The organism is Methylobacterium tardum (genome assembly GCF_023546765.1).
Lineage (GTDB): Bacteria > Pseudomonadota > Alphaproteobacteria > Rhizobiales > Beijerinckiaceae > Methylobacterium > Methylobacterium tardum.
This window is the reverse complement of the sequence record NZ_CP097484.1, coordinates 3,321,912-3,334,941: the sequence shown is the minus strand read 5'-3', so window position 1 is coordinate 3,334,941 and position 13,030 is coordinate 3,321,912. Positions and strand designations below refer to the sequence as shown.

General features: G+C 70.5%; 13 protein-coding genes and 3 pseudogenes. 5 read left to right on the top strand and 11 right to left on the bottom strand.

Annotation, left to right across the window (positions count from 1 at the left end):
* Window positions 1-2 precede the first annotated feature (2 nt).
* From M6G65_RS15970 to M6G65_RS15960, 3 genes and pseudogenes are all read right to left on the bottom strand, one after another.
* Window positions 3-3,250, bottom strand: a pseudogene (locus M6G65_RS15970) (efflux RND transporter permease subunit).
* An 11-nt stretch (window positions 3,251-3,261) separates the two neighbouring features.
* Window positions 3,262-4,613 (bottom strand): annotated as a pseudogene (locus M6G65_RS15965) (efflux RND transporter periplasmic adaptor subunit).
* Between the two features lie 120 nt (window positions 4,614-4,733).
* Window positions 4,734-5,105: a hypothetical protein gene (locus M6G65_RS15960; protein WP_039902985.1), complete on the bottom strand. Its 372-nt coding sequence runs from the start codon at window positions 5,103-5,105 to the stop codon at window positions 4,734-4,736.
* Between the two features lie 229 nt (window positions 5,106-5,334).
* Between M6G65_RS15960 and M6G65_RS15955 the strand changes: the two genes are divergently transcribed.
* Entirely contained in the window at window positions 5,335-5,571 is a 237-nt protein-coding gene (locus M6G65_RS15955; RefSeq protein WP_007563940.1) for a hypothetical protein, read from the top strand.
* 172 nt (window positions 5,572-5,743) lie between these two features.
* Complete coding sequence (locus M6G65_RS15950) at window positions 5,744-5,983, top strand: hypothetical protein (protein WP_250104166.1); 240 nt, start codon at window positions 5,744-5,746, stop codon at window positions 5,981-5,983.
* Window positions 5,984-6,196: 213 nt separating this feature from the next.
* Here the strand turns inward: M6G65_RS15950 and M6G65_RS15945 are convergent, their stop codons facing one another.
* From M6G65_RS15945 to M6G65_RS15915, 7 genes and pseudogenes are all read right to left on the bottom strand, one after another.
* A complete protein-coding gene (locus tag M6G65_RS15945) occupies window positions 6,197-6,460 on the bottom strand; it encodes a hypothetical protein (RefSeq protein WP_007563945.1) in 264 nt (87 codons plus the stop codon).
* A gap of 99 nt (window positions 6,461-6,559) precedes the next feature.
* A complete protein-coding gene (locus tag M6G65_RS15940) occupies window positions 6,560-7,387 on the bottom strand; it encodes an ATP-binding protein (RefSeq protein WP_250104165.1) in 828 nt (275 codons plus the stop codon).
* A gap of 143 nt (window positions 7,388-7,530) precedes the next feature.
* The gene (locus M6G65_RS15935; RefSeq protein ID WP_250104164.1) at window positions 7,531-7,893 is read right to left on the bottom strand and encodes a hypothetical protein; all 363 of its coding nucleotides are present in this window, start codon (window positions 7,891-7,893) and stop codon (window positions 7,531-7,533) included.
* A pseudogene (locus M6G65_RS15930) lies at window positions 7,890-8,635 on the bottom strand (response regulator transcription factor). Before M6G65_RS15930 ends, M6G65_RS15935 begins: the two are co-directional and overlap by 4 nt.
* Before the next feature lie 12 nt (window positions 8,636-8,647).
* Complete coding sequence (locus tag M6G65_RS15925; RefSeq protein WP_007563950.1) at window positions 8,648-9,334, bottom strand: ZIP family metal transporter; 687 nt, start codon at window positions 9,332-9,334, stop codon at window positions 8,648-8,650.
* Window positions 9,335-9,341: 7 nt separating this feature from the next.
* The gene (locus M6G65_RS15920; RefSeq protein WP_250104163.1) at window positions 9,342-10,328 is read right to left on the bottom strand and encodes a cation diffusion facilitator family transporter; all 987 of its coding nucleotides are present in this window, start codon (window positions 10,326-10,328) and stop codon (window positions 9,342-9,344) included.
* Between the two features lie 47 nt (window positions 10,329-10,375).
* A complete protein-coding gene (locus M6G65_RS15915; RefSeq protein WP_050735098.1) occupies window positions 10,376-11,131 on the bottom strand; it encodes a cation efflux transmembrane domain-containing protein in 756 nt (251 codons plus the stop codon).
* 67 nt (window positions 11,132-11,198) lie between these two features.
* On the opposite strand from M6G65_RS15915, the gene M6G65_RS15910 reads away from it, so the two are divergent.
* Window positions 11,199-11,744 (top strand): MerR family transcriptional regulator, encoded by a 546-nt coding sequence (locus M6G65_RS15910; protein ID WP_347710489.1) that lies wholly within the window; start codon window positions 11,199-11,201, stop codon window positions 11,742-11,744.
* Window positions 11,745-11,889: 145 nt separating this feature from the next.
* On the opposite strand, the gene M6G65_RS15905 is transcribed toward M6G65_RS15910, so the two are convergent.
* Entirely contained in the window at window positions 11,890-12,315 is a 426-nt protein-coding gene (locus M6G65_RS15905; protein ID WP_007563956.1) for a MerR family transcriptional regulator, read from the bottom strand.
* Window positions 12,316-12,680: 365 nt separating this feature from the next.
* Here M6G65_RS15905 and M6G65_RS33485 point away from each other — a divergent pair, with 365 nt between their 5' ends.
* Window positions 12,681-12,806, top strand: a complete 126-nt coding sequence (locus M6G65_RS33485; RefSeq protein ID WP_284042382.1) for a hypothetical protein — start codon at window positions 12,681-12,683, stop codon at window positions 12,804-12,806.
* Complete coding sequence (locus M6G65_RS15900) at window positions 12,806-13,030, top strand: GDCCVxC domain-containing (seleno)protein (RefSeq protein WP_007563961.1); 225 nt, start codon at window positions 12,806-12,808, stop codon at window positions 13,028-13,030. The genes M6G65_RS33485 and M6G65_RS15900 overlap by 1 nt, the downstream gene beginning before the upstream one ends.

Below are 13,030 nucleotides of genomic sequence, written 5' to 3'. Positions count from 1 at the left end.
GTCTACTCCGCCGCCTTGAGGTGTCGTGGCCCCGGCTCCCGCGGCCGCTCCGCGACCTTCGGGACGACAACCTTGCCGAACCGGGCGTACAGGGCCGGCAGCACGATCAGGGTCAGCAGGGTGGCGCTGATCAGGCCACCGATGACCACGGTGGCGAGCGGCCGCTGGATCTCGGCGCCGGTCTCGGTGGCGATGGCCATGGGCACGAAGCCGAGCGAGGCGACCAGCGCCGTCATCGCCACCGGCCGCAACCGGGTCATGGCGCCCTCCAGGATGGCCTCGCGCTTCGGCCGGCCCTCCGCCACGAGCTGCTTGATGAAGGTCAGCATGACGAGGCCGTTGAGGACCGCAACGCCCGAGAGCGCGATGAACCCGACCGCCGCCGGTACCGAGACCGGCATGCCGCGCAGCCAAAGCGCGAAGATGCCCCCGGTGAGGGCAAGCGGCACCGCGCTGAACACCAGCAGCGCGTCCCGCGGCGAGCCCAGGGCCGAGTACAGCAACAGGAAGATCAGGAAGAAGCAGACCGGTACCACCACCATCAGCCGCCGCTTGGCCGAGGCGAGGTTCTCGAACTGCCCGCCCCAGGTGAGGTAGGAACTGGCGGCAGCTGCACCTCGGCTTCCAACCTTCGCCTGCGCCTCCGCGACGAGCGAGCCGATGTCCCGCCCGCGCACGTTGGCCGTGACCACGACCCGCCGCTTGCCGTTCTCGCGCGAGATCTGGTTCGGTCCCTCGGTGACCGAAAAGCTCGCCACCTGCTTGAGCAGGACCGAGCTCGCCCGGCCGTTCGGGCCCGCCGGCAGCGGCACCGGGATGTTCTCCAGGGCCTCCCGGTCCTCGCGGACCTTGTCGGTCAGGCGCACGACGATGGGGAAGCGACGGTCGCCCTCGAACACGACGCCGGCGTCCCGTCCCCCGATGGCCGCGCCGATGACCTCCTGGATCGCCCCGGTGCTCAGGCCGTAGCGCGCCGCCTCGGCCTTGTTGATCTTGATCTCCAGGAACGGCAGGCCCGCCGTCTGCTCGACCTTGACGTCCTCGGCGCCGTCGATGCCCTTCAGGACCGCCGCGACCTGGTTGGCCGCCTTCAGCATCGGCTCGAACTCGTCGCCGAACACCTTCACGGCGAGGTCGCCCCGGGTGCCGGCGAGCAGCTCGTTGAAGCGCAGCTGGATCGGCTGGGAGAACTCGTAGACGTTGCCGGCGAGCGCCCCGACCGCCTTCTCGATCTGCTCCTGCAACTCGGCCTTGGACAGGCTCGGCTCGGGCCACTCCTCCTGGGGTTTCAGGATGACGAAGGTGTCTGAGGAGTTCGGCGGCATCGGGTCGGAGGCGACCTCGGCGGTGCCGGTCTTCGAGAAGACGTAGGCCACCTGCGGGAATTTCGAGACCACCTTCTCGACCTTGAGCTGCATCGCCTGCGACTGGGTGAGGGAGGTCGATGGGATTCGGGTGGCGTTGAGGGCGATGCTCTTCTCGTCGAGCTGCGGGATGAACTCGGTCCCGAGGCGGGTGAACAGGATGCCCGCCCCGACGAGCAGCAGGAGCGCCGCGCCGACGAAGACGAACGGCGCCCGGACCGCCGCGCCGAGCACCGGGCGGTAAGCGGCCTTGAGCGCCCGGATGATGAGGTTGTCCTTCTCCGTGACCTTGCCGGTGATGACGATGGCGATGAGCGCCGGCACGAAGGTCAGCGACAGCACGAAGGCCGCCACGAGCGCGATGATCACGGTCAGCGCCATCGGCTCGAACATCTTGCCCTCGACCCCCGTGAAGGTCAGGAGCGGGACGTAGACCAAGATGATGATCGCCTGCCCGTAGAGCGACGGCTTGATCATCTCCTCGGCTGAGGCGCGGACCGTCTGGAGGCGCTCCTCGGTGTCGAGCCCCTGCCCAGCTCCTGCTGCTTCTCTGCGAGGTGGCGCAGGGCGTTCTCGGTGATGATCACCGCCCCGTCGACGATCAGCCCGAAATCGAGGGCGCCGAGGCTCATCAAGTTGGCCGAGATCTTCGCCTCGACCATGCCGGTCATGGTCATCAGCATGGCGACCGGGATGACCAGGGCCGTGATGATGGCGGCCCGGATGTTGCCGAGCAGCAGGAACAGGATGACGATGACGAGAGCCGCGCCCTCGGACAGGTTCTTCACCACCGTCTTCACGGTCGCCTCGGCGAGCCGGGTCCGGTCGAGGACGGTCTGGACCTCGACGCCGGGCGGCAGGCTCTTGCGGATCTGTTCCATGCGCGCGTCGACCGCGGCAGCCACCGTGCGGCTGTTCTCGCCGATCAGCATCAGGGCGGTGCCGACGACGACCTCCTGGCCGTCCTCGCTGCCCGAGCCCGTGCGCAGGTCGCGCCCGATGCGGACCTCGGCGATGTCCTTGATCCGCACCGGCACGCCGCCCCGGGTGGCGACGACCACGTCGCCGATCTCGTCCATGCTCTCCAGGCGGCCGGCGGCGCGCACGACGTAGCCCTCGCCGTTGTCCTCCAGGTAGCGGGCGCCCTGGTTGGCGTTGTTGGCCTCCAGCGCCCGGGCGACGTCCGAGAAGGACAGGTCGAGGGACGCGAGCCGCGTCGGGTCGGGCTGGACGTGGTACTGCTTCTCGAAGCCGCCGATGCCGTCGACCCCGGCCACGCCGGACACGGTCTTGACTAGGGGGCGGATGATCCAGTCCTGGACGGTGCGCAGGTAGGCGGTCTGCTCCAGCTCGGTCTTCAGGCGCTGGCCCTCGGGGGTCAGGTAGCTGCCATCGGGCTGCCAGCCGGGCTTGCCCGCCTTCGAGACCGTGCGCTCGCCGGGCTTCGCGTAATGGATCGACCACATGTAGATCTCGCCCAGCCCGGTCGAGATCGGCCCCATGCTGGGCTCGGTGCCGGGCGGCAGGTCCCGCCTCACCTGCGCGAGGCGCTCGGCGACCTGCTGGCGGGCGAAGTAGATGTCGAGCTTCTCCGCGAAGACCGCGGTGACCTGCGAGAAGCCGTTGCGCGAGAGCGAGCGGGTGTATTCGAGCCCCTTGATGCCCGCGAGCGCGGTCTCGACCGGGTAGGTGACCTGCTTCTCGATGTCGACGGGCGAGAGCGACGGCGCCGTCGTGTTGATCTGCACCTGGTTGTTGGTGATGTCGGGCACCGCGTCTATCGGCAGCTTGGTGACCGAGTAGCCGCCGAAGCCGGCGGCCAGCAGCGACAGGAGCAGAACCAGCCAGCGCTGGTGCACGGAGAAGTCGAGGATGCGGCTGATCATGTCGGGCTTCCTCAATGGTCGTGGTCGGCTTCGCTCTTCCCGAGCTCGGCCTTGAGGAGGAAGGTGTTGGCCACCGCGATGGTCTCGCCGGGCTTGAGGCCCGAGACGACCTCGAAGCCGTCGTCGTCGGAGCGCCCGAGCTCGACCTCGCGCTTTTCGAAGCCCTCGTCCGTGCGCACGAAGACGACGCGCTTGCCCTCGACGGTCTGGAGCGCCGACTTGGCGACCCGCACCGGCACTTGGTCCGTCGCGGTCTCGACCTCGGCGGTGACGTAGGTGCCGGGCCTCCAGGCCATGTCCTTGTTGGGCAGCGAGACCACGACCCGGGCGGACCGGGTGTCGGCGTTCAGCAGCGGGCTGACGAACACCACCTTGCCCTGCTCGCTGCGGCCGCCGCGGTTCACGGTGACCCGCGCGCCCTCCCGGACCTCGGCGAGGTCGGAGGTGGGGACCGCGAGCTCGATCCAGACGGTCGAGAGGTCGGCGACGGTGTAGACGTCGGCAGGGTCGCCCTCCTTGCCCACCGCCGTGCCGACATCGACCTTGCGCTCCACGATGCGGCCGGCGATGGGCGCCCGCAGCTCGTACTGGCGCAGCGTCGAGGCGTTCGGCGTCGCCTCGTCGCGTTTCTGCGCGGCGGCGACCTCGGCGGCGTTCAGGCCCAGCGCCGAGAGCTTCTGGCGGGCGAGGTCGACGCGCAGCTGGTTCTCCTGGAACACGGCCTTGGCGTTGTCGAACGCCGCCTGGGATGCCGCCGCCGACGCCAAGAGTTTCTGCTGGCGCTCGAAGTTGATCTTCTGGAGGTCGGACTGGACCATCGCGGTGAGGTACTCGCTCTTGGCGTCGGCGACTTCCCGGCTGTCGAGGAGGGCGACCACCTCGCCCTTCCTGACGTCGTCGCCCAGGCGCTTGCGCATCTCGGACACCGTGCCGACGACGCGGGCGGGGACGCGGGCGATCCGGTCGGTATCGGGCGTGATGGTGCCGGGCACCAGGACGTGTCGCGAGAGCGTCCCGCCCTCGGCCTTGGCGACGCCGATGTCCTGCCCCTCGACCTGCTCGGCCGTCATCTTGACGTGGCCTTCCTCGCCCTCCGCCTCGGAATGCTCGTGCTCGCCGTGAGCGTGGGCTCCCTCGGCCTTCGGCGCGGCGGCCTTGCCGTGGTCGTGGCCGTCGCCTTCGGCATGGTCGGCCTCATCCTTCGGCGCCTTCCCGCCAGGGGCGGGCCGGCGGCGAAGGTGAGGATGGCCGGCGGCAGCCCGGCCGATGTCAGGAGGCCGCGGACGAACGCGGATATGGCGGGGACGGCGGCGCCGACGACGATGCCGGCGGCCACGAGGACCGCGGTGATGAGGATGCGCATGAGACCTGCTCGGCCGGGATCGGGCGCCGTTCGGACGGACGCGGCAGTCCCGCTTCTGTGGCGTGAGGAGTGGCCCGGAGCGCGGGCTCCGGGTTCGGGACGCGCCTCTGCGGCGTCACCTCAGGCGCGGGGGGGCCTCGGCAGGCGGTCCGGCGAGACGGAGGAAACCGTCTGGCTCAAATGCGCATAGGCCAGCCGGGCGACCCCGAAGACCGGCTCCGAGAAGTCCGCCACGGCGGGTGCCGCCTGGTGGCAGCCACAATGGAGGTGGCAGGCCATGCCGGGGTCGGTCGCGCCGGTGTCGGGCGCGGCCTCAATGCTCGCGATCTCCGTGACGTGCCTGCCGCCGCCATCGTGGTACGCGACGTCGGCGGCGAGGCCGGCGGCGGGCGCGACGAGGGACAGGGCGAGGGCGAGCGCGAGCAGGCGTGCGGCGAACGCCCACCATCCCCGTGCCGCCCACCTGCGGCTATGCCCGCGTCCTGAACCCATCTCCGGCCTTATGCGCGATTTATCCCGGATCGGACAAGGCATCGTCCTGGCCTCTTGAACCCGGTCTGAACAGATTTTGTGGCCGCCATGCAAGGTCAGCCGCGGTCACGACGCGAAAGCGGCCAAGCCGTTTCTCGCTCGGCCGAGACGAATACCGGGCGAGGAAAATCCGGGAACGGTTTCGCGGGGGCCGCATTCCCGGCCGACCGCGAAACATGGAGATCCTTGGATGAAGATCATGTTCGCCGCCGCCGCCGCGGCCGCCCTGGCCCTCGCGCCGGTCGGTGCGCTCGCCCAGCACGTGGACGTCGGCCCCGGCGGAGTCGGGGTTCACGGCGACGGCCACCGCCGCGATGTCGACCATACGCACACCACCGTCGAGGAGAACCATCGCGACCGGCCGGTCGTGCACGAACATCATGACGACCATCACGAGAAGACCGTCGTGGAAGAGCACCGCCACTGAGCGGCTGACATCGCGACGGGGCCGGGCCGGGGGCAGCGACGTCCGGCCCGGCCCCTCGCATTTCGAGGACGTCGGCGAACCTGGGGTGACGGCTTCCTGAACGACGGTCTCAGAACCTGTTCAACGGCCGCCGCGCAAACCGCCGCAATAGGAATCCCCGGAGGAGACAGCGATGCGACGGCACCTAGCAGGCTTGATGGCGGCGGCCATCCTCCTCGCGCCGGCCGCGGCCTCGGCCCAGTATTACGAGCGCGGCTACGGCTACGGCGAGCGGCGGCCGCACGACCATGTCGATGTCTACCGCCACGGCAACCATGACGACGTCGTGGTCCGGCACCATCACCCGCGCCGCGAGGATTACGGGCCGGGCCGGTTCGAGCGGCACCATCACCATCACGACTTCGGCGACTGAGGTCGCCGCCTGGCGTCGAGAAGAGGTCGCCCGCACCGGCTCGCGCCGGTGCGGGCGCATCACGACGCGCGAGGGGTCGGCGCATCGTGAACGACGTGCCGAGCAGGCTCGGCGAGCGCGTAGCCGATCACCGCGGCCAGGAGCGCGAAGACGACGAGCAGGGGCAGCATCCGCATGTCCGCGCCTCCCGCCCCCGCGGCCTGCCCGGCGAGCTCACTTCTTGCCGGGCTTGTCGTGGCTGTGCCCGTGGGCATGCCCGTCGTTGTCCGAATGCGCCGGCTTGCCGTCGGGCCGCTTCTCACGGGCCTCGCTGACGCGCGGGTCGTCGCGATGGGCCGGGCCGCCCGACACGCCACCGGTGTTCGGGACGGCGCGCTCGGGGTTCGAGGCATTGCCGTGGCTGTCCACGGCGAAGGCGGACCCCGTGGCCGCGGCCAGCATCCCGGCGGCGAGGACGGCGGCGAGCGTGCGCTTCATCTGTCGGTCTCCTGTTCGGCGCCGACCGCGTCGGCCGCTTCGAAGTCCGAGATAGCCAAGCCGTTTGTCTCCGGGACGCCGCGTTCGTGACGAAGTGTGTCAGCCGCCGCGCCCAGCCCGGGGCACGCGGATCTCGGCCCGCAATCCGCCCTCCGGCCTCGTGGTCAGGATGAGCGTGCCTCCCTCCGCTTCCACGGCCCGCCGCGCGATGGTCAGGCCGAGTCCGGTCCCGCCGGTGTTTCGGTTGCGCGACCCCTCCAGGCGGGTGAAGGGCTCGAAGGCGCAGGCGACGTCGCATGCCGGGATGCCGGGCCCGTCGTCGCCGATGCGCAAGACCAGCGCTGTCTCTTCGGCCGCCAGGGCGATGCGCACCCGCGCGCCGTAGCGCACGCCGTTGTCCACGAGGTTCTCCAGCGCCCGCCGGAAGGCGACTGGGCGCACCGTCGCCAGGGCCCGGCCGGGTCCTCCGTATGCGACCGCCCGGCCGGCATCCGCGGAGGCGTCGGCGACCCCCATCAAAATGCTCGCGACGTTGGTGACCTGCCGCGGCTCCGGGTCGGCGTCGCCCCCCAGGTAGGCCAGCGTCGCGTCGACCATCGCCTGCATGTCGCCGAGGTCGGAGGCCATGGCGCGGCGCCCGGCCGGGTCCTCGACGTGGTCGAGGCGCAGGCGGAGCCGGGTGATGGGCGTTCGCAGGTCGTGGGACACGGCGGCGAGCGCCTGCGTCCGCTCGCCGACCAGCCGGTGGATGCGCTCCTGCATCGCGTTGAGGGCACGGCCGATCCCTCGGGTCTCGTCGGGACCAATCTCGGGAACCCGGACGGGGGCGCCGTGGCCGATCCGTCCGGTGGCCCGGGTCAGCTCCCGCAAGGGGCCGGCGATCCGATGCATCAGGACGACCGCGGCCACCCCGACGAGGATGGCCATGGCGGTGGCGAGCGAGGCCCAGGGCGCGACGGGGACGAGGCTCGGGGCGTGCGCGGACCGGAAGGTCAGCGCGCTCCCGTCCGGAAGCGGGATGATCCCGCGCAGGTCCTGCCGGTGGAGCGGCTCGTCCGGCGCCTCCAGGTTCAGGGCGAGCCCCGCCCCGAGGACCGGTTCGAGGGCGAGGAGGCGGTCGCGCAGGTCCGGGAGCGCGGGATCGGTCGCCCCGGGGGGCGAGCCGGCGCTGGGGCGTCCCAGCCGATCTCGAAATGGTTCGACGAGAGGGCCTCGGCCTCGTCAGCCCGCTCCTCCGGCGGGCGCCGCGACACGGCCTCGCGCGCGATGACGAGTTGGCGGGCGACCTCGGTGGCGAAGGCCTCGTCGGCGGCGGCCGCCGCCGAGAGGCGGTAGATCGCCAGCGCGCCGCCATGGACGAGGAGCACGGCCAGGAGCAGGACGACGACGGTGCGCCCCTCCAGGCTGCGGGCGAGGCCGAGGACGCCCCTCATGCCCGCTCGACCTTGGCGGCCAGCATGTAGCCGGTGCCCCGCACCGTCTTGATGACGGCGGCCGTCCCCGCGGGCGGTTCGAGCTTGCGCCGCAGCCGGCTGACCAGGGTGTCGACGCTGCGGTCCGACGGCGCGGAGAGGCGCCCGCGGCCCATCTCCAGGATCTGCTCGCGGCCGAGCACCCGGCCCGGGTGTTCCAGGAACACCAGCAGCAGGTCGTGCTCGGCGCCCGACAGGTCGACGGCGGCGCCTTCGGGATCGGTCAGGGCGCGGCTGCGCAGGTCGAGCCGCCAGCCGGCGAAGGCGAGGATTCCGGCCGCGACGCCGCGCTCGGCACCGGCGCGAGCGCCGACCGGCGGAGCACCGCCCGGATCCGGGCGAGGAGTTCTGGGCGCCCGAACGGCTTGGCGACGTAGTCGTCGGCGCCCAGTTCCAGGCCGAGCACCCGGTCCGCCTCCTCGTTGCGGGCGCTCAGCATGATGACCGGGACGGTGCCCTTCGCCCGCAGGGCCCTGAGCAGGTCGAACCCGGACGCGCCCGGCAGCATGACGTCGAGGAGGACGAGGTCAACCGGCGTGTCGGGCAGGAGCGACCACATCTCGGCGCCGCCGCGGCAGCCCGTGACCCGGAAGCCGCTCTCCCGCAGGATGCGGCCGACGAGCACGCGCATGCCGTCGTCGTCCTCGGCGAGCAGGATGTGGGCCTCGTCCGGGAGGGACCTGGTTTCGCCCGCGGCAAGCATTCCGGATACAGCCTAGCCGATCATCCCGTCGAGCAGGAGCAGCAGCAGGAAGCCCGCGAAGAACATCGCCGTCACCCAGGGGCGGTCCTCGGTCTCGTGCGCCTCGATGAGGAGTTCCTCGGTCACGAGGTACAGCAAGGCGATCAGGCCGAAGGAGAGGAAGCCGGCCTGGACGGCGGCGGGCAGCGAGCCGACGGGCCCGCCGAGCAGGGCTCCGAGCGGGAGCAGCAGCACGAGGGCGGCCGTCAGGCCGACCACCTTGCCCTTCGACGCGCCGCCCTCGCCGAGTTCGTTCGCCACGGTTAGTCCCAGGAACAGCACCTCGATGGTCAGCGCGACGGTGAGCAGGATGCCGGCCTTCGCCCCGGCCGCGAAGGCGATGCCGAGGACGAGGCCGTCCACCAGGATGTCGATGCCGGTGACCGACATCAGCCCGGCCGGCCCCTTCACCCGCTTCTCCAGGATACGGACGAGGAGCATCGCGGCGACGCCGAGCGCGCCCCCGACCAGCATGGCCCAGGGCGATCCGGCATGCTTGACGTCGGGCAGGATCTCGCCCGCGGCCGCCGCGAAGACGACGCCCGCGGCGAAGTGCTGGATGGCGCTGACCAGGACGGGGCCCGGCCGCAGGTTGACCGCCACCGCCGCGCCGACGACGGCGGCCGCGGCGGGGATCAGGGTATAGGACCAGGCTTGCATGCCGCGCTCAGACCACGTGGTCCGGAGCCAGGGCGCAGGCGGTGGCCTCGCTCGTCTCCACCTGGAGGGTCGTGTGGCTGATGCCGAACCGCTCCCTGATGCCGGTGGCCGCCGCCATCAGGAAGGCGTCGTCGGGACGGCCGCCGGGCATGAGGAGGTGCGCCGTGAGGCAGGTGTCCGTGGTGCTCATCGCCCAGATGTGCAGGTCGTGCAGGGCCGCGACGCCGGGCAGCCCTTCGAGGTGGCGGCGTACGGCGACCGGGTCGATGCCCGGCGGGACGGCGGCGAGGGACAGCGTAAGACTGTCTCGCAGGAGCCCCCACGTGCTCCAGACGATGACGGCCACGATGGCGAGGCTCACCACCGGATCGAGCCACGTCCATCCGGTGTAGAGGATGACGAGGCCGGCGATGACCACCCCGGCCGAGACGGCGGCGTCGGCCGCCATGTGCAGGAACGCCCCGCGGATGTTGATGTCGCCCTTGGCCCCGGAGGCGAACAGCCACGCGGTGATGCCGTTCACCAGGATGCCGATTGCGGCCACGACCATCACGGTCTTGCCTGCGACCGGGACGGGCTCACCGAACCTCTGGATCGCCTCCCACGCGATGGCGCCGACGGCGACCAGCAGGAACACGGCGTTGAAAAGGGCCGCCAGGATCGACGAGGCCTTCATCCCATAGGTAAACCGCGCGCTCGGGGCCCGCACGGCCAGCACCGTCGCGATCCAGGCCACGATGAGGCCGAGCACGTCCGAGAGGTTGTGGCCGGCATCGGCGAGCAGGGCCACCGAGTTCGCCAGGACCCCGTAGGTCGCCTCGACGGCCACGAAGCCGACGTTGAGCGCGATGCCGATGGCGAATGCCGTCCCGAAGCTTGCGGGGGCATGGCTGTGCCCTGGCCCATGGGAATGCCCGGCATGGTCGTGACCCGCCTCGCCGTCGTGGTCATGCGATCCGTGATCATGTCCTGCGCGTGCGTCGTGTGATGTCATGGTCGTCCCTGTATCCGTCTTGGTCTGTACGCGGATCGGTGCGCGCCTTATCCGGACGCCGCGGTTCGCGTCGTGACGGCGCCTTCGCGATACTCCGCCCAGGCCTGCCGCAGGATCTGCACCGACGAGGTCAGGAAGATGCCGGCCATCACCGCCGCGACGGCGAGGTCGGGCCAGGCCGACGCGGAACCCCAGACACCGAGCGCAGCCACCATCACCACGACGTTGCCGATGGCGTCGTTGCGCGAGCACAGCCAGACCGAGCGCACGTTGGCGTCGCCGTCCTTGTAGGGGCGCAGCAGCAGTACCGAGCCGAGGTTGGCTGCCAGGGCCATCAGCCCGATGACGCCCATGACCTCGGCCTTGGGCACCCCGAGCACCAGGACGTGGTAGGCAGTCGAGCCAAAGACCCAGACTGCCATCACGCTGAGGGACAGCCCCTTGGCGAGCGCCGCCGTGGCCCGAGCCCTGAGGGACGCTCCGATGACCGCGAGGCTCAGGCCGTAGGTGACCGTGTCGCCCAGGAAGTCGAGGGCGTCGGCCTGGAGCGCCTGCGAGCCGGCAAGGTGCCCGGCGGCCATCTCGGTCAGGAACATGGCGCCGTTGACGGCGATGACCGTCCACAGCACGCGCTTGTAGCGCGGGTCGACCCCGTCGAAGACGGGCACGCCCCCAGAGCAGCCGCAGGCATCCCCCGTGCCGCAATCGCCCCCCGCGACGACCTGCGGCGGCGCCGCCGGATGCGCACGTTCCGCCCTCGATGCCTGACAGCCAACGGTCGAGCCGCAGCACTCCTTGGCCATGACGCCTCCTTTCCAAGTCGTGGACGACTGCCTACTTCCTCCAGCGACTAGAGGAGCAAGCGGAAAAATGGAGCTGTCGATAGGCGAGCTGTCGCGGCGTACCGGCGTGCTCGCCACGACCATCCGCTACTACGAGACGGCCGACTTGATGCCGCCGCCGCCGCGGACGGAAGGCGGCCGCCGCCGCTATGGGCGGGCTGACATCGAGCGCCTGGCCTTCATCCGCCACGCGCGCGAGCTCGGCTTCGAGGTGGACGCCATCCGTGAGTTACTGGCGCTGGCCGCCCAGCCCGACCGCTCCTGCGCCGAGGTCGACAAGATCGCCCGGCGTCACATGGCCGAGGTCGAGCGCCGCATCGAGCGGCTCATGGCCCTGAAGGGCGAGCTCGCCCGCATGACCGACGCGTGCGGCCAAGGCCGGGTCGGCGAGTGCCGTGTCATCGAGGTCCTCTCGGACCATGCCTGCTGCGAGGATGAGGGCCACCGCGCTACCCGGAGCCGGCGTCCCACAAGGCCGGAAGCGAAGCAGGGAGCCCGGCCCCGGAGCGCATCGTCGCCGACATTCGATCAGGAAGACGACATGATATTTCGGGAGGGCCGGGCTCAGCCGTGATTGGGACTTCCGAACATTCGAGGTTTGAAGCAACCGAATGCCAGGACCGCTTCCTGTAACCGCTCTGGTTCGCGGCCGGAGCGGACCGACGGTGGGGGCCTCTGGGTCTACCGAGGATGCAGGCGTCGGATGGGTGCTCCGAAGCTCACTCGGCGGGGTCGATCATATCGAGCACCGGGCATCCAGGAGCCGCCCCACCGGGGCACTGCTCGATGGTTTCGGCCAGGAGACGTTCGAGCCTTGACAGGTCCGCGATCTTCGCACGCACCCGGTCAAGGTGGTGCCTCGCGATCCCCTGTCCCTCGCGGCAGGTTGCCTTACCAGGCCGACGCAGTTCGAGCAGCGCCCGAACCTCGTTCGGCGTGAAGCCAAGTTCGCGTCCGCGACGGATGAAGGCCAGGGTGCGCTCGTGCTCGACGCCGTAGGACCGATGGCCACCCTCGGTGCGCGGGGGCGAAGGGAGTAGGCCGACCTTCTCGAAGTACCGGATGTTCTCGATGTTGACGCCGGTCCGCAGCGACAATTGACCGATGGTCAGGGCCCCGCTTCGCGCCCCCTTAGCCGTACCCATGAAGATCGCCCTTGATCCTGTAGTGGCTACAGGATGCAGGGTAGCCGAGGATCACGATGGATACGAGACATGACCCTCGATCAGACACCGCCTGCCGAACGACCCGTCCACGAACCGGCCGCGGTCAGCGTTGGCAGCATCGCTGCGCTCGGCGCCATCACGGGGCTCGGTGCCCTGGCGGCCTCGTCGTGCTGCGTGCTGCCCATAGTCTTGGGCGGCCTCGGGATCGGTGCTGGGGTCTTCACGGTCCTCGGCGTGCTCGCCTCTCTTCGCACGCCGCTGATGCTCGTCAGCGTCCTGGCGGTCATCGCCGGCTGGTTCTTCTACGCGCGGCGGCGACGGGCTGCTTGCGGGCCGGATGGATCATGCCCAGCTCCGCGTCGGTCATCCGCCCCCTGGTGCTTCTCAGCCTCGCCACGCTGTTCATCGCCGCCGCTGCGGCCGGGAGCTACTTTGAGCCCGCCCTGATCAAGATGCTGCGGACAGCCTGATGAAGCTGATCTCGATCCTGACCTGTCCGCATTGTGGGCACCGGGCTTCGGAAACGATGCCGACCGACGCCTGCCAGTTCTTCTACGAATGCCCTGGCTGCGGCACTCTGCTCCGCCCGAAGAAGGGCGATTGCTGTGTATTCTGCTCGTACGGCGATGTCCCGTGCCCGCCGATCCAGGAAGCTCAGGAACGAAATGAACCGGCGAGCTGCTGCAAGGGCTGA

Excerpts from the sequence above, each read along its gene's own strand:
- M6G65_RS15960 (WP_039902985.1), bottom strand. The coding sequence starts at position 5,105 with ATGGGTTCAGGACGCGGGCATAGCCGCAGGTGGGCGGCACGGGGATGG.
- M6G65_RS15955 (WP_007563940.1), top strand. The coding sequence starts at position 5,335 with ATGAAGATCATGTTCGCCGCCGCCGCCGCGGCCGCCCTGGCCCTCGCG.
- M6G65_RS15950 (WP_250104166.1), top strand. The coding sequence starts at position 5,744 with ATGCGACGGCACCTAGCAGGCTTGATGGCGGCGGCCATCCTCCTCGCG.
- M6G65_RS15945 (WP_007563945.1), bottom strand. The coding sequence starts at position 6,460 with ATGAAGCGCACGCTCGCCGCCGTCCTCGCCGCCGGGATGCTGGCCGCG.
- M6G65_RS15940 (WP_250104165.1), bottom strand. The coding sequence starts at position 7,387 with ATGGCCATCCTCGTCGGGGTGGCCGCGGTCGTCCTGATGCATCGGATC.
- M6G65_RS15935 (WP_250104164.1), bottom strand. The coding sequence starts at position 7,893 with ATGAGGGGCGTCCTCGGCCTCGCCCGCAGCCTGGAGGGGCGCACCGTC.
- M6G65_RS15925 (WP_007563950.1), bottom strand. The coding sequence starts at position 9,334 with ATGCAAGCCTGGTCCTATACCCTGATCCCCGCCGCGGCCGCCGTCGTC.
- M6G65_RS15920 (WP_250104163.1), bottom strand. The coding sequence starts at position 10,328 with ATGACATCACACGACGCACGCGCAGGACATGATCACGGATCGCATGAC.
- M6G65_RS15915 (WP_050735098.1), bottom strand. The coding sequence starts at position 11,131 with ATGGCCAAGGAGTGCTGCGGCTCGACCGTTGGCTGTCAGGCATCGAGG.
- M6G65_RS15910 (WP_347710489.1), top strand. The coding sequence starts at position 11,199 with ATGGAGCTGTCGATAGGCGAGCTGTCGCGGCGTACCGGCGTGCTCGCC.
- M6G65_RS15905 (WP_007563956.1), bottom strand. The coding sequence starts at position 12,315 with ATGGGTACGGCTAAGGGGGCGCGAAGCGGGGCCCTGACCATCGGTCAA.
- M6G65_RS33485 (WP_284042382.1), top strand. The coding sequence starts at position 12,681 with ATGCCCAGCTCCGCGTCGGTCATCCGCCCCCTGGTGCTTCTCAGCCTC.
- M6G65_RS15900 (WP_007563961.1), top strand. The coding sequence starts at position 12,806 with ATGAAGCTGATCTCGATCCTGACCTGTCCGCATTGTGGGCACCGGGCT.